24 protein-coding genes are annotated in these 25,471 nt (G+C 65.8%); 10 read left to right on the top strand and 14 right to left on the bottom strand.

Features of this window, described 5'->3' with window-relative positions:
* Positions 1-136: 136 nt before the first annotated feature.
* From E8E91_RS12995 to E8E91_RS12980, 4 genes are read left to right on the top strand one after another with little or no spacing between them, the layout of a single operon-like run.
* Complete coding sequence (locus tag E8E91_RS12995; RefSeq protein ID WP_280376097.1) at positions 137-919, top strand: sulfite exporter TauE/SafE family protein; 783 nt, start codon at positions 137-139, stop codon at positions 917-919.
* A 9-nt stretch (positions 920-928) separates the two neighbouring features.
* The gene (lgt, locus tag E8E91_RS12990) at positions 929-1,729 is read left to right on the top strand and encodes a prolipoprotein diacylglyceryl transferase (RefSeq protein ID WP_280376095.1); all 801 of its coding nucleotides are present in this window, start codon (positions 929-931) and stop codon (positions 1,727-1,729) included.
* Positions 1,729-2,523: a thymidylate synthase gene (locus E8E91_RS12985; protein WP_280376093.1), complete on the top strand. Its 795-nt coding sequence runs from the start codon at positions 1,729-1,731 to the stop codon at positions 2,521-2,523. The genes lgt and E8E91_RS12985 overlap by 1 nt, the downstream gene beginning before the upstream one ends.
* A gap of 52 nt (positions 2,524-2,575) precedes the next feature.
* A complete protein-coding gene (locus E8E91_RS12980) occupies positions 2,576-3,574 on the top strand; it encodes a ribonuclease T(2) (RefSeq protein ID WP_280376092.1) in 999 nt (332 codons plus the stop codon).
* A gap of 63 nt (positions 3,575-3,637) precedes the next feature.
* Here the strand turns inward: E8E91_RS12980 and E8E91_RS12975 are convergent, their stop codons facing one another.
* From E8E91_RS12975 to E8E91_RS12960, 4 genes are all read right to left on the bottom strand, one after another.
* A complete protein-coding gene (locus tag E8E91_RS12975) occupies positions 3,638-4,372 on the bottom strand; it encodes a hypothetical protein (RefSeq protein WP_280376091.1) in 735 nt (244 codons plus the stop codon).
* A gap of 158 nt (positions 4,373-4,530) precedes the next feature.
* Entirely contained in the window at positions 4,531-5,901 is a 1,371-nt protein-coding gene (locus tag E8E91_RS12970) for a GTPase/DUF3482 domain-containing protein (RefSeq protein WP_280376090.1), read from the bottom strand.
* On the bottom strand, positions 5,894-7,291 hold the full coding sequence (locus E8E91_RS12965) for a DUF2868 domain-containing protein (protein ID WP_280376089.1): 1,398 nt from the start codon (positions 7,289-7,291) through the stop codon (positions 5,894-5,896). The genes E8E91_RS12970 and E8E91_RS12965 overlap by 8 nt, the downstream gene beginning before the upstream one ends.
* Positions 7,292-7,389: 98 nt before the next feature.
* Positions 7,390-8,928 (bottom strand): nucleobase:cation symporter-2 family protein, encoded by a 1,539-nt coding sequence (locus E8E91_RS12960; protein ID WP_280376088.1) that lies wholly within the window; start codon positions 8,926-8,928, stop codon positions 7,390-7,392.
* Between the two features lie 296 nt (positions 8,929-9,224).
* Between E8E91_RS12960 and E8E91_RS12955 the strand changes: the two genes are divergently transcribed.
* Positions 9,225-9,737: a dihydrofolate reductase gene (locus tag E8E91_RS12955; RefSeq protein ID WP_280376087.1), complete on the top strand. Its 513-nt coding sequence runs from the start codon at positions 9,225-9,227 to the stop codon at positions 9,735-9,737.
* 115 nt (positions 9,738-9,852) lie between these two features.
* Here the strand turns inward: E8E91_RS12955 and E8E91_RS12950 are convergent, their stop codons facing one another.
* From E8E91_RS12950 to E8E91_RS12935, 4 genes are all read right to left on the bottom strand, one after another.
* Positions 9,853-10,320, bottom strand: coding sequence for a metallophosphoesterase family protein (locus E8E91_RS12950; RefSeq protein WP_280376086.1), 468 nt, complete (start codon positions 10,318-10,320; stop codon positions 9,853-9,855).
* 38 nt (positions 10,321-10,358) lie between these two features.
* Positions 10,359-11,726 carry a uracil-xanthine permease family protein gene (locus E8E91_RS12945; RefSeq protein ID WP_280376085.1) on the bottom strand — a complete coding sequence of 456 codons (1,368 nt, stop codon included), beginning with the start codon at positions 11,724-11,726 and terminating at the stop codon, positions 10,359-10,361.
* A 201-nt stretch (positions 11,727-11,927) separates the two neighbouring features.
* Entirely contained in the window at positions 11,928-13,766 is a 1,839-nt protein-coding gene (ilvD, locus tag E8E91_RS12940; RefSeq protein ID WP_280376083.1) for a dihydroxy-acid dehydratase, read from the bottom strand.
* Positions 13,767-14,032: 266 nt separating this feature from the next.
* Positions 14,033-15,229, bottom strand: coding sequence for a class I SAM-dependent rRNA methyltransferase (locus tag E8E91_RS12935; protein ID WP_280370706.1), 1,197 nt, complete (start codon positions 15,227-15,229; stop codon positions 14,033-14,035).
* 231 nt (positions 15,230-15,460) lie between these two features.
* Here E8E91_RS12935 and E8E91_RS12930 point away from each other — a divergent pair, with 231 nt between their 5' ends.
* The 5 genes from E8E91_RS12930 (at position 15,461) to E8E91_RS12910 (ending at position 20,133) form a co-directional block, all read left to right on the top strand.
* The gene (locus tag E8E91_RS12930) at positions 15,461-16,273 is read left to right on the top strand and encodes an HDOD domain-containing protein (protein WP_190833395.1); all 813 of its coding nucleotides are present in this window, start codon (positions 15,461-15,463) and stop codon (positions 16,271-16,273) included.
* Positions 16,274-16,287: 14 nt separating this feature from the next.
* Positions 16,288-17,100, top strand: a complete 813-nt coding sequence (mutM, locus tag E8E91_RS12925; protein ID WP_280376082.1) for a bifunctional DNA-formamidopyrimidine glycosylase/DNA-(apurinic or apyrimidinic site) lyase — start codon at positions 16,288-16,290, stop codon at positions 17,098-17,100.
* Positions 17,101-17,162: 62 nt separating this feature from the next.
* Entirely contained in the window at positions 17,163-17,741 is a 579-nt protein-coding gene (locus E8E91_RS12920; RefSeq protein ID WP_280376081.1) for a lysophospholipid acyltransferase family protein, read from the top strand.
* A gap of 72 nt (positions 17,742-17,813) precedes the next feature.
* A complete protein-coding gene (locus E8E91_RS12915; RefSeq protein WP_280376080.1) occupies positions 17,814-18,152 on the top strand; it encodes a multidrug transporter in 339 nt (112 codons plus the stop codon).
* Positions 18,153-18,282: 130 nt separating this feature from the next.
* The gene (locus E8E91_RS12910; RefSeq protein ID WP_280376079.1) at positions 18,283-20,133 is read left to right on the top strand and encodes a Na/Pi symporter; all 1,851 of its coding nucleotides are present in this window, start codon (positions 18,283-18,285) and stop codon (positions 20,131-20,133) included.
* A gap of 107 nt (positions 20,134-20,240) precedes the next feature.
* Here E8E91_RS12910 and ggt read toward each other — a convergent pair whose 3' ends face one another.
* From ggt to E8E91_RS12880, 6 genes are all read right to left on the bottom strand, one after another.
* On the bottom strand, positions 20,241-21,908 hold the full coding sequence (gene ggt / locus E8E91_RS12905) for a gamma-glutamyltransferase (protein WP_280376134.1): 1,668 nt from the start codon (positions 21,906-21,908) through the stop codon (positions 20,241-20,243).
* A gap of 39 nt (positions 21,909-21,947) precedes the next feature.
* Positions 21,948-22,199: a YfhL family 4Fe-4S dicluster ferredoxin gene (locus tag E8E91_RS12900; protein WP_028629061.1), complete on the bottom strand. Its 252-nt coding sequence runs from the start codon at positions 22,197-22,199 to the stop codon at positions 21,948-21,950.
* A 108-nt stretch (positions 22,200-22,307) separates the two neighbouring features.
* Positions 22,308-22,787: a pantetheine-phosphate adenylyltransferase gene (gene coaD / locus E8E91_RS12895; RefSeq protein ID WP_151131280.1), complete on the bottom strand. Its 480-nt coding sequence runs from the start codon at positions 22,785-22,787 to the stop codon at positions 22,308-22,310.
* 73 nt (positions 22,788-22,860) lie between these two features.
* Positions 22,861-23,247: a phosphopantetheine adenylyltransferase gene (locus E8E91_RS12890; RefSeq protein WP_280376078.1), complete on the bottom strand. Its 387-nt coding sequence runs from the start codon at positions 23,245-23,247 to the stop codon at positions 22,861-22,863.
* 28 nt (positions 23,248-23,275) lie between these two features.
* The gene (locus E8E91_RS12885) at positions 23,276-24,871 is read right to left on the bottom strand and encodes a GMC family oxidoreductase (RefSeq protein WP_280376077.1); all 1,596 of its coding nucleotides are present in this window, start codon (positions 24,869-24,871) and stop codon (positions 23,276-23,278) included.
* A 53-nt stretch (positions 24,872-24,924) separates the two neighbouring features.
* The gene (locus E8E91_RS12880; protein WP_280376076.1) at positions 24,925-25,470 is read right to left on the bottom strand and encodes a twin-arginine translocation pathway signal protein; all 546 of its coding nucleotides are present in this window, start codon (positions 25,468-25,470) and stop codon (positions 24,925-24,927) included.
* Position 25,471 lies beyond the last annotated feature (1 nt).

Below are 25,471 nucleotides of genomic sequence, written 5' to 3'. Positions count from 1 at the left end.
CAGTCGGTAGGAAAACTACATCAGCGGCAAAAGTTTTCTTCCGGGTTATCGGCTGCGTCCGTCAGGACTCCACATCCCGCGGGTGGAGCGTGAATCGGCCTTCCGTTAACATGCCGCTTTGTTTTCGGGGGTGTCCATGGAATTCGTGCTCTACCTGGTGCTCGGCGCCTGCGCGGGAGTGCTGGCCGGGCTGTTTGGCGTCGGCGGCGGCATGATCATCGTGCCGGTGCTGGTGTTCAGCTTCACCGCCCAGGGGTTCGATCCAGGCATCCTCACTCACCTGGCGGTGGGAACTTCCCTGGCCACCATCATCTTCACCTCGATCAATTCGGTGCGCGAGCATCATCGCAAAGGTGCGGTGCGCTGGCCGGTCTTCGTCTGGATGGCCGTCGGTATCCTTATCGGCTCCGGCTTCGGTTCCATGACGGCTGCGGCCATCCAGGGGCCGATGCTGCAGAAGATCATCGGCGTATTCGCCATACTGGTAGCGATACAGATGGGCCTGGAGCTGAAGCCCAAGGCCAGTCACGAGGTTCCGGGCAAGTCCGGGCTGACCCTGGCAGGCGGGGTGATCGGCTGGGCGTCGGCCATCTTCGGCATCGGTGGCGGTTCGCTGACCGTGCCTTTCCTGACCTGGCGCAGCGTCCCCATCCAGCAGGCCGTCGCCACGTCAGCCGCCTGTGGGCTGCCGATCGCCGCGGCCAGTGCGCTGTCCTTCATGGCGCTGGGCTGGAACAACCCCGGCCTGCCGCCCTACAGCATCGGGTTCATCTACCTTCCGGCGCTGGTCGGCATTGCCGCCACCAGCATGTTGTTCGCCCGTTTCGGTGCGCGCCTGGCCCATCGGCTGTCGCCGCGCCTGCTGAAGCGCCTGTTCGCCCTGCTGCTGCTGTCAGTGGGCCTGAACTTCCTGATCTAAGGAGCTGTAATGCTGGCTTATCCCCAGATCGACCCGGTAGCCCTGGCTATCGGTCCTCTCAAGATCCACTGGTACGGCCTGATGTACCTCATCGGCATCGGTGGCGCCTGGTGGCTGGCTTCGCGCCGGCTGAACGCCTTCGACCCGACCTGGACCAAGGAAAAACTCTCCGACCTGGTGTTCTGGGTCGCCCTTGGCGTGATCGCCGGTGGCCGCCTCGGTTACGTGCTTTTCTACGATCTGTCGGCGTACATCGCCAATCCGCTGCTGATCTTCGAAGTCTGGAAGGGCGGCATGTCCTTCCACGGCGGCCTGATCGGCGTGATGCTGGCCACCCTCTGGTTCGGCAAGCGCAACAACAAGAGCTTCTTCCAGCTGATGGACTTCATCGCCCCCCTGGTGCCGATTGGCCTGGGCGCCGGCCGCATCGGCAACTTCATCAACGCCGAGCTCTGGGGCAAGGCCACCGACCTGCCCTGGGCGATGATCTTCCCCACCGATCCGGCCCAGCTGCCGCGTCACCCGTCGCAGCTTTACCAGTTCGCCCTGGAAGGGGTGGCACTGTTCGCCATCCTCTGGTTCTACTCGCGCAAACCGCGCCCGACCATGGCGGTTTCCGGCATGTTCGCGCTGTTTTACGGCATCTTCCGCTTCACGGTGGAGTTCGTCCGAGTCCCTGACGCCCAGCTCGGTTACCTGGCCTTCGGCTGGTTGACCATGGGTCAGATTCTCTGCCTGCCGATGATCATCGGCGGCATCTTCCTGATTGTCTGGGCCCACCGCCGCCAGTCCGCCCAAGGAGTCGCCTGATGAAACAGTATCTCGACCTGATGCGCCGCGTGCGCGAGACCGGCACCTTCAAGAGCGACCGCACCGGTACCGGCACCTACAGCGTGTTCGGCCATCAGATGCGCTTCGACCTGGCCGAGGGCTTCCCTCTGGTCACCACCAAGAAGTGCCACCTGAAGTCCATCGTCCATGAGCTGCTGTGGTTCCTCCAGGGCGACACCAACATCAAGTACCTGAAGGACAACGGCGTCTCCATCTGGGACGAATGGGCCGACGAAGAGGGCAACCTCGGGCCGGTCTACGGCTACCAGTGGCGCTCCTGGCCGGCGCCCAATGGCGAGTCCATCGACCAGATCACCAAGGTCGTGGAAATGATCAAGAAGAACCCGGACTCGCGCCGGCTGATCGTCTCCGCCTGGAACCCGGCCCTGGTAGACGAGATGGCCCTGCCGCCGTGCCACGCGCTGTTCCAGTTCTACGTGGCTGACGGCAAGCTGAGCTGCCAGCTGTACCAGCGCTCGGCCGACATCTTCCTCGGCGTGCCCTTCAACATTGCCAGCTACGCCCTGCTGACCCTGATGGTCGCCCAGGTCTGCGATCTGGAGCCCGGCGAGTTCATCTGGACCGGTGGTGACTGCCACCTTTACGCCAACCACATCGAGCAGACCGACCTGCAGCTCACCCGCGAGCCGCTGCCGCTGCCGACCATGAAGCTCAACCCGCAAGTGAAGGACCTGTTCGCCTTCACGTTCGAAGACTTCGAATTGGTGGGCTACCAGTCGCACCCGCACATCAAGGCCCCGGTCGCCGTCTGACCTGCCGCGCCGGGGCACCTCCAGCCCCGGCCATTCCCTGACAGGAGTCACCATGAAAGCCCCGCTTGCAGCCCTGCTCACGGGGCTTTTCGGCCTCTGGCCGTCCTTCGCCGCCTGGGCCGAGCCCGCCCAGGGCAGCTTCGTCGCCAGCCAGCGCTGCGAGGCCTTCCAGTCCATCCGCAAGCAGAGCAATCCCGACGGACTCGAAGTCCAGCCGGGCCAGCGCTATGAAGTGGTGGAGGTGAACAAGCGCGACTACGACTGGCTGCGCGTCCGCATGCCCAGCAGCGCGACGCCGCTGCGTTGGGTATCCGCCGGATGCGGGACGGTCGAGGGATTGGCGTTCAATACCGCAAAGTCAGGCCAGCCTGCGGACGCTGGCGATATCTGCAGCCGACCGGACCAGCACGACGGCTACGTGCTGGCCGCCACCTGGCAGCCGGGCTTTTGCGAACACGCCTCATATAAAGGCGCGAAGCCTGAATGCGAGGGCCTGGAGTCGGGCGAGTTGCAGATTTCCCACCTGACCCTGCATGGCCTCTGGCCGAATCGCCAGTCCTGCGGCAAGAGCTACGGGCATTGCGATGGGCCGGGGCTGACGCTCAGTGCCGAAACCCTGGCCTATGTCCGTCCGTGGATGCCGAACTTCCGCTACGGCACCAGTTTTGGCCGCTACCAGTGGGACAAGCACGGCGTCTGCCAGACCCAGATGGATGACGATGCCTACTTCCGCCGTGCCGTGGATCTGGTGCGGCAGTTGGACGAGTCGAAGGCCGGGCAGTACATCGTGGCCAATATCGGCGGCGCCATTTCGAGGCGGGCGTTCTACCAGAAGGTGGAAGAGGATTTCGGCAGTCGTGATGCGCAGAACAACTTCCTGCTGATCTGTAGCGGCAAGTACCTGCAGGAAATCCGCGTCTCGCTGCCTCGCGAACTGAAGCAGGCCGACAACCTGGTGGGCGTGGTCGATGGCCAGTTCGCCGCCAGCCGCGCGCGCGACCGCAGCGAGTGCGCAGCCGATCGCATCCTGATCGAAGCCGGCGGCCGCTGATCCAGGGGCCCCGAGCTGCGTCGGGAACAGTCCGGCGGCAGCCCGGTTGGTGCAGGTCGCTGGTTAGTTCAGGGTAGCGGCCAGTTCGTCGAGGTCGTCGGCCGCGCGGCTGAGATAGAACTCGGCGCCGCCGTGGGTGCGGCCCCCGCCTTGCTGGAGCTGGGCGCGCACGAAGCGGTAGTTGGTCCGGGCCTTGCCCAGCACGTCGGCGTGTTCCGGATGGCCCGTGAGCAACTGGTCGAAGCGCTGTTCGATGTCGGCATCCAGGCCGGCCGCCTGCGCTTCGGGCAGGGCGAAATCCAGCTTGTTGGGCAAGGGGTAGGCGCGGAGCTGATAGTCCAGCAGCACGCTGGCCAGCGCCTGGCTCTGGGCGTTGAACGGCGCTCCAGGATCGGCGGCCGGGTCCTGCTTCATGCTTGCGGAGAGCGTTTGGGCGGCTTGCTCCAGGCTCCGTTCCTGCTCCAGCAATTGGCCTACGAGTTCCGGGAAGCGGGACGCCTGATCGCGCGGCAGGCCGTCGAGAGTATTGAACAGCTTTTCCATGGCCCGCGCCGGGCGCTGCAGCGATTCCGGATTGCCGAGCTGGACGATGAGCCGGTTCAGGGTGTTGAGGTGGTAGAAGGTCGCCTTCAGGGCGCGGGGATCGGGCTCGCGCTCCTCTGGATTGAAGTAGACCATGGCACTGGCGCAGAGCAGGCGGCTATGGCTGCTCAGCTCCCCCAGATGCCGGGCATCCTGCTCACTACCCCAGGCCAACGGGCTCAGCAGGCAGAACAGCATCAACAACTTGCGCATCATCCATCTCTCCCGGTTCTTGTTTTTGTGTCGGGCGCGCTGGGGCGTGGAATCTGGCCCCTTGCCGGCGCCGTGCATTCAGACGGTCGGCCCTGTTGGAGCGGCGGGCCAATCCTACGGGAGCGGAAAGTTTTCGGTAAGTCCTTGCCGCCGGTATGTGATCAGGGCATGAGACCAGTGGCCAGGGTCGCTACCTGCCCCTGGCGTTCGGCCTGTTCCAGTTCCGCATCGGGATTCAGCGACGACCATTCCGGGTGGGCTCGGGTCTTGCCCAGTACGGCGGGCAACTTGCCTTCCCGCCACTGCTTCTCTTCCGGCGTATCGATGCGTACCGCCTCGAAGGCGGCGTGGCCGCGAGCGTCCAGCGCCTGCAGCAATTGGCGCTGACGCAAGGCCAGCAGGCGCAGGATGGCATCGTCCACGGTCAGCTCGCGCTGTCCCTTGATCTTGCCCAGCAGGCGCTCGCCGTAGTGGCCGACGGTCTGCCAGGCGCCACCGGCGATGGCGCCAAGGGCCGCTGCGGCACCGAGGGTGACGCCGCCCACCAGCAGGTCGACGCCGGCGCCGGCCGCCGCGCCCGCCGCCATGCCGCCACCCAGGCGTACGCCCAGTTGCTTGAGGGTTTCCGGATTGAACAGGTCATCGCCCCAGCGCCCGCCCAGCAGCGGCAGGTCGCTGGCAGAAGCATCTGCCTGACCGAAGGCGTAGAGCCGCAGCAGGGCTTCCACGCAGCGCTGCTCGCGCTGGCGCACCTGCTGGCGCAGGGTCTCGGTGGCTGCCAGCACGGCGGCCTCCTGGGCGGGTACGCTGCGCCGGCAGGCGGCCACGTCCAGCAGCAGTTCGGCAATCAGGCGGCTCCCGGCGTCCAGGCGCAGGCGCCTTTGCGCCTGATGATCGTCCACCAACCGCTGCAACTGCGGACGGGCGCGCTCCAGCAGCAGTGCCAGGCTGTCGTAGAGACGCTGCTCGCCGTCCAGCGGTGGCGCCACGCTGTCGAAGCGCACTAGTGCATGCAGGCCCAGGCGGGCCAGTGCCTCGCGCCAATCGGCCTCACGGTGGTTTTCGCTGGCGACGAAGTTCAGCACCGGCAGCAGGGGGCGGCCACACATGGCCAGCACCGCCAGCTCGTCGCGGTACTTGGCCAGGACCGGTTCGCGAGCATCGATCACGTAGAGCCCGGCATCGGAGGCCAGCAACTGGCGCAATACCTTGGCCTCCTGCTCGAAGCGCTGGCGCGCCTCGCTACCGTCGAGAAAACGGGCCAGGCGCGCGGGGCCGTCGAGCCGTTCGCCGGGGCGGTCCAGTCGCTCCAGGTGATCCAGCAATGCGATGGCGTCTTCCAGGCCGGGCGTGTCGTAGAGCTCCAGCAGCGGCTGGCCGTCCACCGACAGTCGCGCGCCTTCCACATGGCGGGTGGTGCTGGGGCGGTGGGATACCTCGCCGAAGGCACGGTCGCGCAGCAAGGTGCGCAGCAGGGAGGTCTTGCCGACGTTGGTATGGCCGACCACGGCCAGCTTCAACGGCTTAGTCATGGCCGGTCTCCAGCCAGGTCATGGGAGCGCCCTGGGCGTGGGGCAGGGCCAAGCGGTCGAGGGCCTGATGCCAGTCTTCCAGGCGCTGGCTATCGAGGGATTCGCCGGACGGCGGAGGCAGCAGCCAGATGCGGGTCCGGCCTGCGCTGCGCGCCAGTTCGCCGATCAATGCCAGGGTTCCTCGGTCCGGCGAGCGGCGGGGGTCGCAGGCCACCGCCAGGCGCTCCGGGGGAAAGCGGCTGAGTTGATCCAGCAGGCGCTGGCGCTGCTCACGGCTGTCCAGCACGCCGGCATCGCCGACGCCCTTGGGCAGCGCGGGCGGCCAGGGGCGGCGGTCGTCCAGTTCGATGGCCACCAGCAGGGCGCCCTGGCTGGCGCCATCCAGGTTGCCGGATTGAGGTTCGACCAGTTCGGCCGGGGCGGCGTCGCAGACACCCAGGCGTTCGCTCGCTGGTTGCAGGCGTTCGCGCAGCAGGCCGTAGCCGGGCAGGCCGAGGTCCAGCCGAAGGCGCGCGCGGCCTTGTGACCAGCGCCAGAAGCAGAACAATCCCAGCAACAGTCGCGGCAGCAGACCGTAAGTGAAGGTGACCCCGAGCAGCCAGCCGGACCACGCCTGGCGCGCGCCTTCTTCTGCCAGCACGTTGCTGCTGGCGCGGATGGTCTCGGCATCGGGCAGGCTGAAACCAAGCACGCTGGGCAGGGCGCCCAGGGCCCGGATGAGCACGACGAAGGTTTCGCTGCCGAGGATGGTGGTTTCCCAGACGAAGCCGTAGCGGCGAGTGGCGAGCAACAGCAGGAGGACCATGAGCGCGCTGCCCAGGGTCAGCAGCCAGGCGCCGTGGACCAGTGCGCCCAGGCCCCAGCGGGTCAGCCCCTGGCGTTGGAGCAGCAGGAGCAGGGCGGGTGCCAGGTGTGCGGCCTGGGCATCGCGGGCCAGTTTGCCGCTGAGCCAGAGCCAGAGCCGTCCGAGCACGCTGGTGCTGCTGCCGAGGCAGAACGACAGGGCCCAGCCCAGCAACATCAGCAGGTGCAAGCCGAGCAGGCTGCCCAGGGCCCAGAACAGGTTGACCGGGCGTTCGCCGTTGCCCAGCGCCGCGATGGCGAGCCCGGATCCGCTGACCAAAGCCAGCACCATCAGCAGCAGGCCGGCGAGCCGCGCGCCTTGGCGCCAGTGGTGGAGGGCCTGCAGTTGACCGTCGCGCTGGGCCAGCCAGAGGGCACGAGCCTGAATGCGCTGCGCCAGGTCGCCACCGGCGGCATTGGCACGGCGGTTGGCTTCTGCGTCGTCGAGGGGGCCGGCGTGTTCTTCGCGCAGGCGGATGGCCTCGGTCAGCCAGAGCTGGTCGAGGGCGGAAAGGGGAGGGAGGGCGGCTGGATTGGGTTCGCTCACGAAGGGCTTCTTGGCCAAGGGTGAGCTCTGAGAATAACCGCTCGAGGCGGGACCATCATCAAAAGAGAAGGCCGGCGCTGGGCGCCGGCCTTCATCTGTCAGTGGCTGTGGGAGCTGGCCGCCACCTTCACCCGGGGTGTTGATGGCGCGCCGTGGTGGTCGTCATGTTCGGACACCACTTTCACTTCGTTGCCGTCGCAGTCGTACAGCTTGCCGTCGCGGAAATAGTCGCCCTCGTTCAAGGCGGCGATGTCCTGGTAGCGCAGGGTGCGCTCGCTGGCGGCGACGAACACCGACTGCTGGTCCGAGTTGCCGGCCTTCAGGTGGTTGAAGATCAGGTTCAGCAGGATGGCCATGATCGCGGCCGAGCTGATGCCGGAGTGGAAGATGGTTTCGAACCAGGCGGGGAAGTGGTGGTAGAAGGTCGGCGCCGCGATCGGGATCATGCCGAAGCCGATGGAGGTGGCGACGATGATCAGGTTCATGTTGTTGCGGTAGTCGACTTGCGCCAGGGTGCGGATGCCGGAGGCGGCCACGGTGCCGAAGAGCACCACGCCTGCGCCGCCCAGTACCGAGGTGGGGACCGCGGCAATCAGGCGACCCATCACCGGCAGCAGGCCGAGGGTGACCAGGATCAGGCCGGCGGTGGCTACCACATAGCGGCTCTTCACGCCGGTCACGGCCACCAGGCCGACGTTCTGGGCGAAGGCGCTCTGGGTGAAGGAACCGAACAGGGGAGCCACGGAGCTGGAAATCATGTCGGCACGCAGGCCGTTGCCGAGGCGCTTGGAGTCCACCTTGGTGCCGATGATTTCACCGACGGCGAGGATGTCCGCCGAGGTTTCCACCAGGGTCACGATGATCACGATCAGCATCGACAGGATCGCCGCGATGTGGAATTCCGGCATGCCGAAGTGCAGCGGAGTGGGCAGGGCCACCAGCGGGCCTTCGAGCACCTTGGAGAAATCCGCCATGCCGAAGAACACCGCAGTCACGGTGCCGATGACCATCGCCAGGAGGATCGACAGGCGCGAGATGCTGGCACTGCCCAGCTTGCTCAGCAGCAGCACGGTGGCGAGGGTGAAGGCGGCGAGGCTGACGTTGGCCACGCTGCCGAAGTCCGGCGACTGGCTGTTGCCGCCCATTGCCCAGCGTGCCGCCACGGGCATCAGGGTGAGGCCGATGGTGGTGATCACGATGCCGGTCACGAGCGGCGGGAAGAACTTGGTGATCCGCGAGAATATCGGGGTGATCAGCAGGCCGATCAGTGAGGCGGCGATTACCGCGCCAAGTACGGCTGGAATGCCGCCGGCGCCGTTACTGCCGATGATGGCGATCATGGTTGCCACGCCAGCGAAGGACACGCCTTGCACCAGGGGCAGCTGACAGCCGAAGAAGGGGAGACCGATGGTTTGCAGCAGGGTGGCCAGGCCACCGGCGAACAGTGAGGCTGCGATCAACAGGCCGATGTCTGCGGGCGATAGCCCGGCAGCCTGGCCGATGATCAGGGGTACCGCGACAATTCCGCCATACATGGTCAGCACATGCTGCAGACCGTAGGCGAGGTTGGCTCCAATGCCGAGGTTTTCATCTTCCGGACGTTGCACCGGAGACGGACTTGCGGATGGGACTGTCATGGTGGGCTCTCGGTTTTGTTATTGTGCCGGCAACTGTAGACAATTAGTCAGCCCATTGACTAGTGCTTTGTATACAATTTTTCGAGCCAGATTCTTGGGCTATTTTTCGGCTATCTCCAGTAAATTTCTGTAATTCCTGCACTTCTGGTTATTGACCAGTCGATCAGGAAAAAGCCTCACGACGAACGGTGTGCCTCTGGGGGCCTGTCGGACGCCGAAACGGGTCTCTCGATCGTCGCCTGCGCCCATCCTCCGTTGGCTTTCTCTCCCGGGCGGCAGCCGGTATTCTCGCCGCCATGAAAAAGACCCTGCCCCTCTGCCTGATCGCCGCTCTCGCGCAGAACCGCGTGATCGGTCGCGACAACCAACTGCCCTGGCACCTGCCGGCGGATCTCAAGCACTTCAAGGCCATGACCCTCGGCAAGCCGATCATCATGGGCCGCAAGACCTGGGACTCCCTGGGACGTCCGCTGCCGGGCCGGCTCAATCTGGTGGTCAGTCGCCAGGAAGGGTTGGTGCTGGAAGGCGCGGAAGTCTTCCCCAGCCTGGAAGCCGCCATCGAGCGCGCTGATGCCTGGGCGCGCGAAGAAGAAGCCGAGGAGCTGATGCTGATCGGCGGCGCCCAGCTCTATGCCCAGGGCCTTGCCCAGGCCGACCGCCTCTACCTGACCCGCGTGGAGCTGGCTCCGGAAGGCGATGCGTTCTTCCCTGAAGTGTCGCAGCAGGATTGGCGTCTGGCCTCCAGCATTGAGCACGAGGCGACGACGGACACGCCGGCCTACGCCTTCGAGGTGTGGGAAAAGCGCTGAACTCCAGCGCTGTGGACGCTTTTTGTGGGGGCGAATTCATTCGCCAAGCAGTCCGAAGGGCTGCCGTGGGCGTGTAGGGGGTCTGCTGCGCAGTCCTTGGCGAATAAATTCGCCCCTACAGGTCCAGCTCCAGCAGCTCCGCTTTTACCCTGCCGTTCTCTATCAGCAGAACCCCCACTGACACCGGCAGCTTGAAGCGCCGCGGTCCGGCGCTGCCCGGATTCACGTGCACCAGGCCGGCGCGCTCGGTAATCAGCGGCTTGTGGGAATGCCCCGTGACCACGACGCTGAATCCGCGCTCCTTCAAATCAGTGGGGATATCCGCCTGGTCGTGCACCAGGTAGATCCCGGTCTCTCCCAGCCACAGCTCTTCGATCTCGCGTACAGCGTCGGTCCAGGTGTCCACGTCGTTATTGCCGCGCACAGCCGTCAGCGGCGCCAGTTGGCGCAGGGCGTCGAGGATTTCGGGTTTGCCGATGTCGCCGGCATGGAGGATGTGGTCGCACCCCTCAAGCGCCGCGAGGGCCTGGGGCCGGAGAAGGCCGTGGGTGTCTGAGATCAGGCCGATTCGGAGGGAGGTCATGGCTGGGTCCCATCGAGTGATGGGACCCATTCTGCCACTTAGCGGGATTCCGGCAGGAACCAGTTGAGCAACAGGGCGCAGAGGCCGCCGGTGGCGACGCCGGATTCGAGGATGTTGCGCAGGGCGGCCGGCATGTGGGCGAGGAATTCCGGCACCTGCGACACGCCCAGGCCCAGGGCCAGCGACACGGCGATGATCAGCAGCGCGCGGCGGTCCAGGGTGGTGCCGGCCAGGATATTGATGCCCGAGGCTGCGACTGCGCCGAACATCACCATGGCGGCGCCACCCAGTACCGGCTCGGGAATGGCCTGCAGCACGCCGGCTACCGCCGGGAACAGGCCCAGCAGCACCAGCATCAGGGCGAGCCACAGGCCGATATGGCGGCTGGCGATGCCGGTCAGCTGGATCACGCCGTTGTTCTGCGCGAAGACCGAGCTGGGGAAGGTGTTGAACAGGCCGGCCAGCAGGGAGTTGGCACCGTTTACCAGCACGCCGCCCTTGATCCGCTGCATCCACAGCGGGCCTTCCACCGGCTGGCGCGAGACCTTGCTGGTGGCGGTGACGTCGCCGATGGCTTCGAGCGAAGTGACCAGGTAGATCACCAGCATCGGCACGAACAGAGACCAGGAAAAGCCCAGGCCGAAGTGCAGCGGAACCGGCACCTGTACCAGCGGCGCGTCGTGCAGGCCGCTGAAGTCGAGGCGGCCGAGCCACGCGGCCAGGGCGTAGCCTGCGAGCAGGGCGATGACGATGGCGCAACTGCGCATCCATACCAGCGGGATGCGGTTGAGCAGCAGGATCACACCCAGCACGGTGCCGGACAGCAGCAGGTTCTCACCGTTGGCGAATGTGCCGTTGGCCATGGCGCCGAAACCGCCGCCCATGCTGATCAGACCGACCTTGATCAGGGTCAGGCCGATCATCAGCACCACGATGCCGGTCACCAGCGGATTGATCAGGCGTTTGACGAAGGGCAGTACGCGGGAGATGCCCATCTCAACGAAAGCGCCGGCCATCACCACACCGAAGATGGCCGCCATCACCGCTTCGACCGGCGAGCCCTGCTTGACCATCAGCGCGCCGCCGGCGATCAGCGGGCCGACGAAGTTGAAGCTGGTGCCCTGCACGATCAGCAGCCCGGCGCCAAACGGCCCGAAGCGCTTGCACTGCACGTAGGTGGCGATGCCGGAGACCACCAGGGACATGGAGACGATCAGGTTGGTATCCCGCGCCGAGACGCCCAGCGCCTGGCAGATCAAGAGGCCGGGGGTGACGATGGGGACGATGATGGCCAGCAAGTGCTGTAGCGCAGCCAGCAGGGCGGCCAGCGGACGCGGCTTGTCTTCCAGGCCGTAGAGCAGCTCGTTTCGAGCCTCGGGGACAGGGGGCTTTTCCAGTGAAGTCATGGCGATCGACCGCAAAAAAGCGGCGATTCTACTGCGTAGGATGGGTTGGGCGAAGCGATACCTGTCGAACGCGAACCTGTAGGAGCGATTTCAATCGCGAAACGGGCCGAAGGCTCGTCCTTTGGGGCATCGCGAATGAATTCGCTCCCACAAGAAAGCAGAAAGCCCGGCAAGGGCCGGGCTTTCTGTCGATCAGGGCGATCAGCCTTCGAGCATCGACTTGTCGCGTACCGCGCCCTTGTCGGCGCTGGTGGCGAGCAGGGCGTAGGCCTTCAGGGCGGTGGTCACCTTGCGCGCGCGCGGCGCCACCGGCTTCCAGCCTTTCTTGTCCTGTTCCACGCGGCGGGCGGCCAGTTCTTCGTCCGAAACCAGCAGGTTGATGCTGCGGTTGGGGATGTCGATCAGCACCTTGTCGCCGTCCTGTACCAGGCCGATGGCGCCACCAGCAGCGGCTTCCGGCGAGGCGTGGCCGATGGACAGGCCCGAGGTGCCGCCGGAGAAGCGGCCGTCGGTGAGCAGGGCGCACTGCTTGCCCAGGCCCTTGGACTTCAGGTAGCTGGTCGGGTACAGCATTTCCTGCATGCCCGGGCCGCCTTTCGGGCCTTCGTAGCGGATGATCACGATGTCGCCGGCCTTCACTTCGTCGGCGAGGATGCCTTTCACGGCGCTGTCCTGGCTTTCGAAGATCTTCGCGGTGCCTTCGAAGACGTGGATCGACTCATCCACGCCAGCGGTTTTCACCACGCAGCCATCAAGGGCGATGTTGCCGTAAAGCACGGCCAGACCGCCTTCCTGGGAATAGGCGTGCTCGACGCTGCGGATGCAGCCTTCGGCGCGGTCGTCGTCCAGGGTGTCCCAACGAGTGGACTGGCTGAACGCAACCTGGGTGGGGATGCCGGCCGGGCCCGCCTTGAAGAAGGTGTGGACGGCTTCGTCATTGGTCTGGGTGATGTCCCACTGGGCGATGGCGTCGGCCATGCTCGGACTGTGCACGGTGGCGACGTCTGTGTGCAGCAGGCCGCCACGGGCCAGTTCACCGAGGATGGAGAAGATGCCACCAGCGCGGTGCACGTCTTCCATGTGGTACTTCTGGATGTTCGGCGCCACCTTGCACAGCTGCGGGACCTTGCGGGACAGACGGTCGATGTCACGCAGGTCGAACGCCACCTCGCCCTCCTGGGCGGCGGCCAGCAGGTGCAGGATGGTGTTGGTGGAACCGCCCATGGCGATGTCCAGGGTCATGGCGTTCTCGAACGCCTTGAAGTTGGCGATGTTGCGCGGCAGGACGGAATCGTCGCCTTCGCCGTAGTAGCGCTGGCACAGCTCGACAGCCAGGCGGCCGGCGCGCAGGAACAGCTGCTCGCGGTCGGCGTGGGTGGCCAGGGTGGAGCCGTTGCCCGGCAGGGACAGGCCGAGGGCTTCGGTCAGGCAGTTCATCGAGTTGGCGGTGAACATGCCGGAGCAGGAACCGCAGGTGGGGCAGGCGCTGCGCTCGTACTCGGCGACTTTTTCGTCGGAGCAGGAGTCGTCGGCGGCAACCACCATGGCGTCGACCAGGTCCAGGCCGTGGTTGGCCAGCTTGGTCTTGCCGGCTTCCATCGGGCCACCGGAGACGAAGACCACCGGGATGTTCAGGCGCAGGGCGGCCATCAGCATGCCGGGGGTGATCTTGTCGCAGTTGGAGATGCAGACGATGGCGTCGGCGCAGTGGGCGTTGACCATGTATTCCACGGAGTCGGCGATGATCTCGCGGCTCGGCAGGGAATAGAGCATGCCGTCATGGCCCATGGCGATGCCGTCGTCCACGGCAATGGTGTTGAATTCCTTGGCCACGCCGCCGTGCTTCTCGATCTCGCGGGCGACCAGCTGGCCCAGATCCTTCAGGTGCACGTGGCCGGGCACGAACTGGGTGAAGGAGTTGGCGATGGCGATGATCGGCTTCTTGAAGTCCTCGTCCTTCATCCCGGTGGCGCGCCACAGGGCACGGGCGCCGGCCATGTTGCGACCGTGGGTGGAGGTTTTCGAGCGGTAATCGGGCATGACGGTTTCCTGCGGCTAATCAGGTATCGATAAGAGTCTCATCGTGAGCGCGCAACGTACCGGATGCAAACAGCAGATGGCTGTTCGGTCGGTGGTGGCCGGAAGGCGGGGCGGGGTCACCGCTCGCTCGGCCGGGGCTCACTGGCCCGCCGGAGGATGGTTGGCGAGGAATCGCCCGATTCTACGCCGGGCCTGGCCGGCAGGGAAAGGCTGGCGGTCGGGCCGGCGCTGGGGCCGGCCCGGATGCCGCAGTACGGGGTGCGCGCTTAGCTGTTGGGCAGCAGGCGGCAGGTCAGGCTCTTGATGTAGCGGGTTTCGCTGATGGCCGGGTGCACCGGGTGGTCCGGACCCTGGCCGCCGCGCTCCAGCAGGATGATGTTGCGGTCCAGGTGGCGGGCGCTGTTGAGCAGGATGTTCTGCAGGTCGTCTTCCGGCAGGTGCATGGAGCAGGAGGCGCTGACCAGGATGCCGTCCTTGTTCAAGAGGCGCATGGCCTGCTCGTTCAGGCGGCGGTAGGCAGCTTCGCCGTTCTTCAGGTCCTTCTTGCGCTTGATGAAGGCCGGCGGGTCGGCAACAACCACGTCGAAGCGTTCTTCAGCAGCTTTCAGCTCTTTCAGGGCTTCGAAGACATCGCCTTCCACACAGGTGACCTGCTCGGCCACGCCGTTGAGGGTGGCGTTGCGCTCCACGCCGTCCAGGGCGAAGCCGGAGGCGTCGACGCAGAACACTTCACTGGCGCCGAAGGCCGCGGCCTGCACGCCCCAGCCGCCGATGTAGCTGAACAGGTCGAGCACGCGCTTGCCCTTCACGTAGGGCGCCAGACGCGCGCGGTTCATGCGGTGGTCGTAGAACCAGCCGGTCTTCTGGCCTTCCATCACCGGGGCTTCGAACTTCACTCCGTTCTCTTCCAGGGCGACCCATTCCGGCACCACGCCGAATGCGGTGTCCACGTAACGCTCCAGGCCTTCGGCGTCACGGGCGCTGGAGTCGTTCTTCCAGAGCACGCCACGGGGTTTGAGCACTTGCACCAGGGCGTCGAGAACGGCGTCCTTGTTGCGCTCCATGGCGGCGGAGGCGAGTTGCACCACCAGGTGATCGCCGAAGCGGTCCACCACCAGGCCCGGCAGCAGGTCGGAGTCGCCGTAGACCAGGCGGTAGAAGGGCTTGTCGAAGAGGCGCTCGCGCAGGCTCAGGGCGACGTTGATGCGGTGCACCAGCAGGGATTTATCCAGGGTGTGCTTGATGTCACGGGATACCAGGCGCGCGCAGATCAGGTTGTTCGGGGAGAGGGCGACCACGCCCAGCGGCTTGCCGCCGGCGGCTTCGAGAATGGCCTGGTCACCGGGCTGGAAGAGGTTCAGCGGGGTGGCGACCACGTCCACTTCGTTGCTGTAGACCCACAGGTGGCCGGCGCGCAGGCGTCGATCGGCATTGGCTTTGAGGCGCAGGCTGGGCAGGGACATGTGTCACTCTCCGGAAAAAAGGCGGGGATTATACCCCAGGCAATACCTGCTCCGGAGGCCACCCGGCGGCGCTGGCGGCCACTTGGCACGACAGTCGGAAAATGGCCGGAAATCCCGAGCAAGTGATTGGGGCAACCGGGTAGACTGTCGATTCGGTCAAACTTCCCACTCGTCCCCATGGCTCAAGAACTTTCCGCAGATCAGATCCGTCAGGTCCTGCAGGGCATCAGTGTGCCGCCGCAGCCGCAGATCATGGTCGACCTGCAAATGGAGCAGGTCATGCCCAGCCCCGACCTGAAGTCCATCGCCCGCCTGATCAGCCAGGACCCGGGCCTCTCCGGTGCGCTGCTGAAGATCGTCAATTCGCCGTTCTTCGGCCTGACCAACCGCATCGCCTCGATCCAGCAGGCGGTGAACCTGCTGGGCTGCAACACGGTGATCAACCTGATCAACGCGCAGTCGATCAAGGGCGAGATGAGCGACGAGACCATCGTCACCCTGAACCGCTTCTGGGACACCGCCCAGGACGTGGCCATGACCTGCCTGACCCTGGCCAAGCGCATCGGCTACCAGTCCGCCGACGAGGCCTACGCCCTCGGCCTGTTCCACAATTGCGGCATCCCGCTGATGCTCAAGCGCTTCCCCGACTACATGACGGTGCTGGAAGAGGCCTACGCCAGCGCGGGCCCGGAACGCCGAGTGGTGGATACCGAGAACCGCCTGCTGAACACCAACCATGCGGTGGTCGGCTACTTCACTGCGCGCTCCTGGCGCCTGCCGGAGCACCTCTGCGAGGCCATCGCCAACCACCACAACGCCTCGTCCATCTTCAGCGACGACTCTGGCCGTGACGCCCAGCTCAAGAACCTGCTGGCGATCCTCAAGATGGCCGAGCACATCTGCGCTTCGCACCTGGTGCTGGGCAACCAGGCCGAGGACTACGAGTGGATGAGCATCCGTGGTCAGGTACTGGACTACGTGGGTCTCTCGGAGTACGACTTCGAGAACCTCAAGGAAAGCATTCGTGAACTTGGCGCGAGCTGAGTACCGAGAAACCGATGCCTGAATTACCTGAAGTCGAAACCACCCGCCGTGGCATCGCGCCCTTCCTCGAAGGCCAGCGCGTCAGCCGGGTGATCGTGCGTGAACGCCGCCTGCGCTGGCCGATTCCCGAGGACCTGGACGTGCGCCTGTCCGGCCAGCGCATCCTGCACGTGGAACGCCGCGCCAAGTACCTGTTATTGCAGGCCGAAGCCGGCACGCTGATCAGCCACCTCGGCATGTCCGGCAGCCTGCGCCTGGTGGAGGCCGGGCTGGCCGTGGCCAAGCATGAGCATGTGGATATCGAGCTGGAATCGGGAATGGCCCTGCGCTACACCGATCCGCGCCGTTTCGGCGCCCTGCTGTGGAGCGATGATCCGCTGAACCACGAGCTGCTGCGCCACCTGGGGCCCGAGCCGCTGACCGACCTGTTCGACGGCGAGCGCCTGTTCCAGCTTTCCCGCAGCCGCAGCATGGCGGTGAAGCCCTTTATCATGGACAACGCCGTGGTGGTGGGTGTCGGCAACATCTACGCCAGCGAAGCGCTGTTCGCCGCTGGCATCGACCCCCGCCGCGAGGCCGGCTCCATTTCCCGTGCGCGTTACCTGAAGCTGGCCGAGGAGATCAAACGCATCCTCGCCCAGGCCATCGAATGCGGCGGTACCACCCTGCGCGACTTCGTCGGCGGCGACGGCAAGCCCGGCTACTTCCAGCAGGAACTCTGGGTCTACGGCCGTGCAGGCGAGTTCTGCAAGCAGTGCGGTTCGACCCTGCGGGAAATACGTCTCGGCCAACGTGCCAGTGTCTATTGTCCGCGCTGCCAACGCTGATCCCCCGCCGAGTCGCCAGACTCGGCGTCGAGCATTTCTAGAACAAGAAAGAAGTCTGTCCTATGTACGGTAACTACCTGCCTCGCAATCCCTTTGCCGAGGCGATCGGCCACGGCGTGCTGCGCCTGATGGGCTGGCGTATCGAGGGTCGCATGCCGCCCCTCGACAAGTTTGTGGTGATCGGCGCCCATCACACCTCCAACTGGGACTTCGTGATCTTCCTCGCGGTGAAGTTCGTCCTGCGCCTGAATGGCCACTGGTTCGCCAAGCACACGCTGTTCCGCCGGCCCTTCGGCGGTCTGTTGAAGCGCTGGGGCGGGGTGCCGATCTACCGCCACCTCAAGCTGAACATGGTGGAGCAGGCAGTGGAGCAATTCCGCCAGAGCCGCGAGTTCATGCTGATCATCTCGCCCGAAGGCACCCGCAAGCGGGTGGAGCGCTGGAAGATGGGCTTCTACCACATCGCCCGTGGCGCCGACGTGCCCGTGGTCCCGGCGGCCCTGGATTACGTCAACCGTCGGGTGGTGATCGGCCAGCCGTTCTACACCACTGGCGACGAGCAGGCCGACCTTCAGCAGTTGCTGGCCTTCTACCGGCCCTACGTACCGAAAAAACCCGACTACGCTTTCAATGGCGATTGAAGGCCGTCACGCTGCCGATGTGCCATGCGCTGTTATAGTTTTTCGTATACCACTATCTGAAGGATCGCCCGTATGAACCTGCTCCGCTCAACCGCTGCTGTCCTGGCGCTGACCACTGGCCTGCTGGCGCTGCCGGCTAATGCGGAAGTGGTACAGGAAAATGTCAGCGGCGACCCCATGTACACCGCCAACGCCCCCAGCGGCTACAGCATGGCCGGCGACATCCTGATCGCCCGCCCGCTGCTGATCGGCGCCACGGTGATCGGCGCAGGCCTGTTCATCATCAGCCTGCCGTTCTCCGCCCTGGGCGGTAATGTCGAGGATGCCGCCAATGCGCTGGTTGTGGAGCCGGGCAGGGAGGCCTTCGTGCGCTGCCTGGGCTGCACCATGAGCGGTTACAGGCAAGACTGATCCCTTCCTGCGGCTCCATCGCGACGGCCCCTTATCGGGGCCGTCGGCGTTTCCGGGGCGCGCGCGGGTTGCCCTCCGGCCATCGCATCGGTTAATAGCTGGGGCCTTGTCTGGTGAAGGAATACCGCCCGTGAAGCACTACTCCCGCATTGTTCTGCTGATCCTCGCCACCGTCGGACTGGCCTTGAGCTTCTGGTTCAGTTCCGGTTGGCTCGAACTGTGCGCGGGGCTCGCGCTGTTCCTGTTCGGCATGCAGTGCCTGGAGGAAGGGCTGCGCCAGCTCGCCGGCGGCAAGCTGGAGCAGTTGCTGGCGCGCAGCACGGCCACCTCCTTCAAGGGGCTGATGTTCGGCATCGGCGGCACCTTGCTGCTGCAGTCCAGCACGCTGGTGTCCCTGCTCACCATCGCCTTCATCAGTGCCGGGCTGATCCAGCTCGCCGGCGGCATCGCCATCCTCTTCGGCGCCAACCTGGGCGCCACCAGCGGCATCTGGCTGCTGGCGCTGGCCGGGCAGAACCTCAGCCTCAGCCCGCTGGCCCTGCCGCTGCTGGTGTTCGGCGTGCTCGGTGGCTTCCTGGGTGAGAAGAGCAAGGCCGCTGGGCGCATCGTCCTCGGCATCGCCTTCATCTTCCTGGGTATCGACCAGATCAAGGACGGCTTCGCCAGCTTTGGCGACGGCCTCGACCTCACCGCGTACCAGGCTGACGGGCTGATGGGCAGTCTGCTGTTCGCACTGATTGGCCTGCTGGTCACGGTGGTGCTGCAGTCCAGCCATGCCACCCTGATGCTGACCCTGGCGGCGCTGGCCGGCGGGCAGCTGGACCTGGCCCAGGGCTTCGCCATCGCCATTGGTTCCAATGTCGGCAGCAGCGTAACCACCGCCTTCGTCGGTTCCCTCGGCGGTAACCGCAGCGGTCAGCGCTTGGCCCTGGCCCATGTGCTGTTCAACGTGGTCACCTGCACCCTGGCCTTCATCCTGCTGGCGCCGCTGAGCTGGCTGGTCGATCGCCTGGCCGCCCTCACCGGCCTGGGCGAGAACGAACTGATCCAGCTGGCCATGTTCCACAGCCTGATCAATGCCATGGGCGTGCTGCTGTTCTGGCCGCTGCAGGAGCGCCTTGCCCAGTGGCTGGTGCGCTGGCTGCCGGAGCGCGAAGAGCCCCAGGTACTGATCACCGAGCTGGCCGCCGGACAGGAAGAACCCCGGCGCACCCAGGCGCGCTACCTCAGCGAGCGCGCCCTGGATTCGGCGGACGCCGCTGCCAGCGCCGTGGTGCGCGAGCTGCACCACCTCGGCCGGCTGAGCATGGAGGTGATCTGCCATGCGCTCTACCTGCCGGTGGACCAGTTGGCCAGCGCCCAGGGTGACGAGCGTCTGCTGCACGCACGGCCGGAGCGCTATCACCTGGATGCCGAAGCGCTCTACCAGCGGCATATCAAGGGGGTGTACGGCGACTTGCTGAGCTTCATGGGGCGGCTCGACCTGCCGCTGGACGAGGCGCACCAGCAGTTCTGGGTCAGTTGCCAACTGGCCGCGCTGCAACTGGTAGATGCGGTGAAGGATGCCAAGCATCTGCAGAAGAACCTCGGGCGCTACCTGGCCGAGGAGCCGTCTCCCATCCGCGAGGCCTACGTGGACTTGCGCCGTCATCTGCTGGCGATGCTCCACGAATTACGCGAGCTGGGCCGCTCCGATCTCCCGGAAGAGGCCTGGAACGAGCGCCTGCGCTGGCTGGACGAGAAGGCGGCGGCCTTCGACGGCACCTTCCGCACCCGCCTGTTCAATTCTGTACGCAGCACTGAACTGGATGGCCTGCAGACCAGCTCGCTGATGAACGACCTGGGCTACGCCAGCCGGATCTTCCAGAGCCTGCGCAACGTGCTGATGCTGGGTGAGGGAGAGTTGCTGTTCCGCGAGTTGCGGAGGTTGGAGCAGGACGAAGAGTCGCTGATCGTGCTGGAAGGAGAACGGCAGTCCTGAGGTGTGGCCCTGTTTTCTGTGGGAGCGAATTCATTCGCGATGCGGACCCCTTGTGCTGGCTTGGGTCAACGGGCCGCTGGGACGGCCCTTCGCGAATGAATTCGCTCCTACTTCAACTTCTCGATTTCGAGGATTTCGGATAGGCCTAGACCGCGCGGGTCGCTGGCGGCTTCGAGGCTGCCCTTGGCCTTGTTCCAGAACAGCACCTGCTGGTTACCGTAATTGCGTGACAGCGGCTTGAGGCTGTAACCGCGCGCCTGCAGCTCCGCGCTTTCGCTGCTGCTGAATGCGCCCGGCTCGTGCTCGATCTGGTCCGGCAGGTATTGGTGGTGGTAGCGCGCCACGGCAGGCCAGCGGCTCACCGGCTGGCCGTCCAGGTACTCCAGCACCGAGAGCAGCACCATGCTGGGAATTCGGCTGCCGCCCGGAGTGCCGAAGGCGGTGAATTCCTGCTCGCTCTCGATGAAGGTAGGGCTCATCGACGACAGCGGGCGCTTGCCCGAGCCCACCGCGTTGGCCTGGCTGGCCGCGAGGCCATAGGCATTCGCGCCTTCAGGGTTGGCGGCGAAGTCGTCCATCTCGTCGTTCAGCAGGACGCCGGTGCCGGGCACGGTGAAGGCGGCGCCGAAGGGCAGGTTGATGGACAGGGTGGCCGCCACGGCGTTGCCGTCCTTGTCGATCACTGCGAAATGGGTGGTGTGTTCGCCTTCGTGCAGGGGCGGCGACGGCGGCAGGCTGCTGCTCGGCGTGGCGCGGCGGGCGTCGATGCCGGAGGCGAGTTTCTTCAGGTAGTCGGCGTCGAGCAGTTTGGCCTGGGGAATCGCGACGAAGTCCGGATCGCCCAGCAGGCCCCGATCGCGATAGGCGCGGCGCAGCACTTCCACCACGTAGTGGGTGCGCTGCACGCGGTCGGCCTTGCGCCAGGGCAGTTCCTGCAGCATCGCCAGGCTCTGGGCCAGGGCAATGCCGCCGGCCGAGGGCGGCGGGGCGCCGATCAGCTCGCGGCCATCGGCGAGGGGAAAACGGATCGGCTGGCGTTCCACGGTCTTGTAGTCGGCGAGGTCGCGCAGGCTCCAGATGCCACCGGCGGCATTGACGCCCTCAACCAGTTTTTCCGCGGTGGGGCCGCTGTAGAAGCCGGACTTGCCGTAGCGAGCCATGCGTTCCAGGGTGTTGGCCAGCTCCGGCTGGCGCAGCAGGCTGAACTCTTCCGGCACCTCGCCCTTGTGGTCGAGGAAGAGGCGGGCGGTCTCGCGGTCGTCGCGCATGGACGACAGGCGCCAGGAGGCGCGCTCACGGTAGATGCGATCCACCGAAATACCGTCGCGGGCCAGGCGGATCGCCGGGGTCAGGCTGTCGGCCAGCGGCAGTCGGCCATAGCGGCTGGCGAGATCCGCCAGGGCTGCCGGAAGGCCGGGGATGGCGGCGGCCAGAGGGCCGTCCAGGGAAAGTGCCGGGTCGGCCTTGCCGTCGCGCACATAGAGCCGCGGATGGGCGGCCAGCGGCGCACGCTCACGGGCATCGAGGAAGCGGTAGACGGGCTTCTCGCCAGCCTGGCGGAGCAGGAAGAAACCGCCGCCGCCCAGGCCGGACCCATAAGGCTCGGCAACGGCAAGGGCGGCGCTGATGGCCACGGCGGCGTCGAAGGCGTTGCCGCCCTGGGCCAGGGTTTCCAGGCCGGCCACGGTGGCCGATGGGTGGGGCGTGGCGACTGCCGCGCGGCCTGGCTGGGCGGCCTGCACGGCGCCCGCGAGCAGAAGCAGCGTGGCGAGCAGCGCGCCGCGGTAGACGCCGCGTTCCGGGCGGCCCACGGGTCAGGCCTTGCCGGTGAGCTTCAGGTACTTCTGCATCAGCTCATCCTTGCTTTCGACATGGGTTTCGTCGAGGGGAATGCAATCGACGGGGCAGACCTGCTGGCACTGGGGCTCGTCGTAGTGGCCAACGCATTCCGTGCACAGGTTGGGATCGATCACATAGATTTCCTCGCCCTGGGAAATCGCGCCGTTGGGGCACTCGGGTTCGCAGACGTCGCAGTTGATGCAGTCGTCGGTGATCTTGAGGGACATGGGAACAACTCCTGCCGTCGCCAGGCAGCGGCGGCCTTGAACAGAAAATAGCGGAATTGTGCCGGAATGCCGCGATCGACGCACGCGTCGATCGCGGAGGGGCTGTCGTTAGCGCTTGAAACGCTCAGCCAGCGCAGCTGCTACTGCGGGATGCACGAACTTGCTGATGTCGCCGCCCAGGGCCGCTATTTCGCGTACCAGGGTCGAGGAGATGAAGGAGTACTTCTCCGACGGGGTGAGGAACATGCTCTCCACGTCCGGCGCCAGTTGGCGGTTCATGTTGGCCAGCTGGAATTCATACTCGAAGTCCGACACGGCGCGCAGGCCGCGAAGGAACACATTGGCATTCTGTTCCTTGACGAAGTGCGCCAGCAGGGTGGAGAAGCCCACCACCTCGACGTTCGGCAGGTGTTTGGTGACTTCGCGCGCCAGCTCCACACGCTGCTCCAGGCTGAACAGCGGATTCTTCTTCGGGCTCGCGGCAACGGCGATGATCACGGTATCGAACAGGCGCGAAGCGCGTTCGATCAGATCGCCGTGACCCTTGGTGATGGGGTCGAAAGTGCCCGGATACAACACTCGGTTCATCGCGACGTCCTGGCAGGGGACCGAAAGGGAATCGGATGGTAGCGCAGCGAATCCCTGCGGCCAAGAAGTGCGCTCATCCTGCCGGCGCCGGTCGGCGCAGCAGCCAGAGCACGACGGCCAGAGCCAGGCAGGCCAGCGCCACCCAGTCGGCGATCACCACCTTGCGCAGCGCGGCGTTGTAGCCGGGCGTGATCCAGGCCAGCAGCAGGAAGGACAGCACGCTCACCAGTCCGCCCAGCATGGCCACGGGTTGCAGGGCCGGACGAAAGGCGGCCCAGACCAGCAGCGCGCCGAGCAGGCCGAAGAGCACCGCGCGGTGGCGCATCAGGAGCAGCAGGTTGGGTTCGCTGAACGACAGGCCGTAGAGCGTCGCCAGCCGTTCAGCGCCGAGCAGGCCGCTGGCCGGCAGCAAGTGAATGATGCCGGCGACGATCAGCAGGGCGGAGATGAGCTTGTCCATGGACCTCCTCCTCGACGCGCTCCGCTCGTCACGCCTTGCCCAGTCGCTCGGCGAGGCCCGTGGCCAGCTTGGCCGTGAGGCCGTAGACCGAGAGCTGCGGGTTGGCGCCGATGCTGGTGGGGAACAGCGAACCGTCGTGAATGGAGAGGTTAGCCAACTGGTGGTGGCGGCCAAGGCTGTCGGTCACCGCCTGCTTCGGGTCCTCGCCCATGGCGCAGCCGCCCATCACGTGGGCACTGCCCAGGCGGGCGCGATAGAGCTCCATCGGCAGGCCGTCGATCAGCTTGCGGGCTTCATCCAGGGTCTTCACGTAGTCGGCGTCGCTGTGCATCGGCAGCACGGCGCGGGCGCCGGCGGCGAACTGGATCTCGGCCATGACGTGGTAGGCCCGGCGGATGCCGTCCCAGGTGTAGTCGGTCATGTGGTAGTCGAGCACCGGACTGCCGTCGCCGCGTAGCTCCACGGTGCCTTCGGCGCTGTCCGGGTGGAAGCCGTCGCGCATCAGCGCCAGCATCACGTTGGTGTGCGGCAGCTGTTCCATGCGCAGGGCGTTGTCGACACCGAAGCGGCCCAGCAGCGTGGAGGTGAGCGAGGGTTGCAGTGGCGGAACTTCCAGCTTGTAGGACATGCGCCCGGTGGCGCCGTCGTCCCACTGGAAGTGGTCGGAATAGATCGACTGCGGCGCGCCGTAGAAGGGGTTGATCAGGCGGTCGAACTGCGCGGCGGAGAAGTTCACCACGTGCAGGAAGGTGCGCTTGCCAGTGCGGCCGTGCGGGTCCGGTGCGTCGGAACGCATCAGCAGGGCAGGAGTGTTGATGCCGCCGCCGGACAGCACGTAGTGGCGCGCCTTGACGGTAATCTTGTGGCCGTTGGGCGCCACGCAACGCTCGTCCAGGCCTAGGCATTCGAGGCCGCTGACCTTGTCGCCCTCGAACAGCAGCTTGTCGGCGCGGGCGAGGTAAAGCAGCTCACCGCCCTTTTCCAGGGTGGCGGGAATGGTGGTGACCAGCATCGACTGCTTGGCGTTGGTCGGGCAGCCCATGCCGCAGTAACCCAGGTTCCAGCAGCCACGCACGTTGCGCGGGATGACCTTCCAGTGCAGCCCGAGTTTTTCGCAGCCAAGGCGGATCACATCGTTGTTGGGGTTCGGCGGAATTGCCCAGGGGGCAACGCCCAGGCGTTGTTCCATCTTCTCGAACCAGGGGGCCATCTCGGCGACCGACAAGCCCTTCACGCCGTGCTCGCGGGCCCAGTGTTCAAGCGTGGGGTCCGGGGTGCGGAAGCTGGAGGTCCAGTTCACCAGGGTGGTTCCTCCGACCGCGCGGCCCTGGAGGATGGTGATAGCGCCGTCCTTGGTCATGCGGCCTATGCCTTCCTGGTACAGGCTCGGGTAGGCCTCGGCCTCCTGCATCTTGAAGTCGGAGCTGGTCTTCAGCGGGCCTTCCTCGATCAGCAGCACCTTGAAACCCGCCGCACTGAGGATTTCCGCCGTGGTGCCGCCACCGGCACCGCTGCCGACGATGGCGACGTCGGCTTCCAGGGTCAGGTCGTTTTCAAGGCGCGAGCCGTTGTGGGTTTTCCAGCCGCGGGCCAGGCCTTCGGCGAACAGATCGGGTACAGGCATTTCAGGGTCTCGGGCGAGTTCTTGTCGTTATTCGATGAAGCGCGCGGGCACCGTCAAACGGTGGGCGGGCCTGGGTAACCGCAATGTGCCCAGGATTCCGGGCGGCCGTACCAGGCCATCATCACCAGTTGCAGCAGGGAGGCGTGGCCCATCTTCAAGAGGCCGATGGAGCTGTGTTCCCAGCGCGAGAGGAATTCGCGGATGTCCTGGGCGCCGGCCTTGTCCCAGCTGCCCCAGATGCCAGTCAGCGGGCCTCGGGTGATCGGCAGGGCGAGCACGTCGAACAGCTGCATAGTCAGCTTGAGCATTTCCGGCGACAGGCGGTGCAGGGCGTAGTCCAGGCTCTGCAGGGTGCCGTCCACGGCTGCGGCCATCTTCCCGGCGGGTACGGCGCTTTCCAGCATCACTGGCACCAGAGCCCGGAGGAAGGGCATGTCGGACTGGCGCAACACCGCGAAGCCGCTAGCTGGAACGCTGGCCGAGCAGCCGCTGAGGCTGGCGGTCACACCGGCGGTGGCGAGGAAGGCCGAGCCGAACAGGCCGACCTTGAGCAGATTGCGCCGGGAAAGCCCCGGCGCATCGAGGGTGGTATCGCTCATT

Origin of the sequence: Pseudomonas sp. BN515 (genome assembly GCF_029873155.1) — a bacterium.
Classification (GTDB): domain Bacteria; phylum Pseudomonadota; class Gammaproteobacteria; order Pseudomonadales; family Pseudomonadaceae; genus Metapseudomonas.
The sequence above is the reverse complement of the archived record's forward strand: the minus strand, read 5'-3'. Positions and strand labels throughout refer to the sequence as shown.

What these genes read in the sequence shown, in the direction of transcription:
- E8E91_RS12915 (WP_280376080.1), top strand. Translation starts at nt 17,814, where the DNA reads ATGAACCTGCTCCGCTCAACCGCTGCTGTCCTGGCGCTGACCACTGGC.
- ilvD (WP_280376083.1), bottom strand. Translation starts at nt 13,766, where the DNA reads ATGCCCGATTACCGCTCGAAAACCTCCACCCACGGTCGCAACATGGCC.
- mutM (WP_280376082.1), top strand. Translation starts at nt 16,288, where the DNA reads ATGCCTGAATTACCTGAAGTCGAAACCACCCGCCGTGGCATCGCGCCC.
- E8E91_RS12985 (WP_280376093.1), top strand. Translation starts at nt 1,729, where the DNA reads ATGAAACAGTATCTCGACCTGATGCGCCGCGTGCGCGAGACCGGCACC.
- E8E91_RS12920 (WP_280376081.1), top strand. Translation starts at nt 17,163, where the DNA reads ATGTACGGTAACTACCTGCCTCGCAATCCCTTTGCCGAGGCGATCGGC.
- E8E91_RS12970 (WP_280376090.1), bottom strand. Translation starts at nt 5,901, where the DNA reads ATGACTAAGCCGTTGAAGCTGGCCGTGGTCGGCCATACCAACGTCGGC.
- E8E91_RS12880 (WP_280376076.1), bottom strand. Translation starts at nt 25,470, where the DNA reads ATGAGCGATACCACCCTCGATGCGCCGGGGCTTTCCCGGCGCAATCTG.
- E8E91_RS12975 (WP_280376091.1), bottom strand. Translation starts at nt 4,372, where the DNA reads ATGATGCGCAAGTTGTTGATGCTGTTCTGCCTGCTGAGCCCGTTGGCC.
- coaD (WP_151131280.1), bottom strand. Translation starts at nt 22,787, where the DNA reads ATGAACCGAGTGTTGTATCCGGGCACTTTCGACCCCATCACCAAGGGT.
- E8E91_RS12890 (WP_280376078.1), bottom strand. Translation starts at nt 23,247, where the DNA reads ATGGACAAGCTCATCTCCGCCCTGCTGATCGTCGCCGGCATCATTCAC.
- lgt (WP_280376095.1), top strand. Translation starts at nt 929, where the DNA reads ATGCTGGCTTATCCCCAGATCGACCCGGTAGCCCTGGCTATCGGTCCT.
- E8E91_RS12945 (WP_280376085.1), bottom strand. Translation starts at nt 11,726, where the DNA reads ATGACTTCACTGGAAAAGCCCCCTGTCCCCGAGGCTCGAAACGAGCTG.
- E8E91_RS12980 (WP_280376092.1), top strand. Translation starts at nt 2,576, where the DNA reads ATGAAAGCCCCGCTTGCAGCCCTGCTCACGGGGCTTTTCGGCCTCTGG.
- E8E91_RS12950 (WP_280376086.1), bottom strand. Translation starts at nt 10,320, where the DNA reads ATGACCTCCCTCCGAATCGGCCTGATCTCAGACACCCACGGCCTTCTC.
- E8E91_RS12885 (WP_280376077.1), bottom strand. Translation starts at nt 24,871, where the DNA reads ATGCCTGTACCCGATCTGTTCGCCGAAGGCCTGGCCCGCGGCTGGAAA.
- E8E91_RS12935 (WP_280370706.1), bottom strand. Translation starts at nt 15,229, where the DNA reads ATGTCCCTGCCCAGCCTGCGCCTCAAAGCCAATGCCGATCGACGCCTG.
- E8E91_RS12955 (WP_280376087.1), top strand. Translation starts at nt 9,225, where the DNA reads ATGAAAAAGACCCTGCCCCTCTGCCTGATCGCCGCTCTCGCGCAGAAC.
- E8E91_RS12995 (WP_280376097.1), top strand. Translation starts at nt 137, where the DNA reads ATGGAATTCGTGCTCTACCTGGTGCTCGGCGCCTGCGCGGGAGTGCTG.
- E8E91_RS12960 (WP_280376088.1), bottom strand. Translation starts at nt 8,928, where the DNA reads ATGACAGTCCCATCCGCAAGTCCGTCTCCGGTGCAACGTCCGGAAGAT.
- E8E91_RS12900 (WP_028629061.1), bottom strand. Translation starts at nt 22,199, where the DNA reads ATGTCCCTCAAGATCACCGACGACTGCATCAACTGCGACGTCTGCGAA.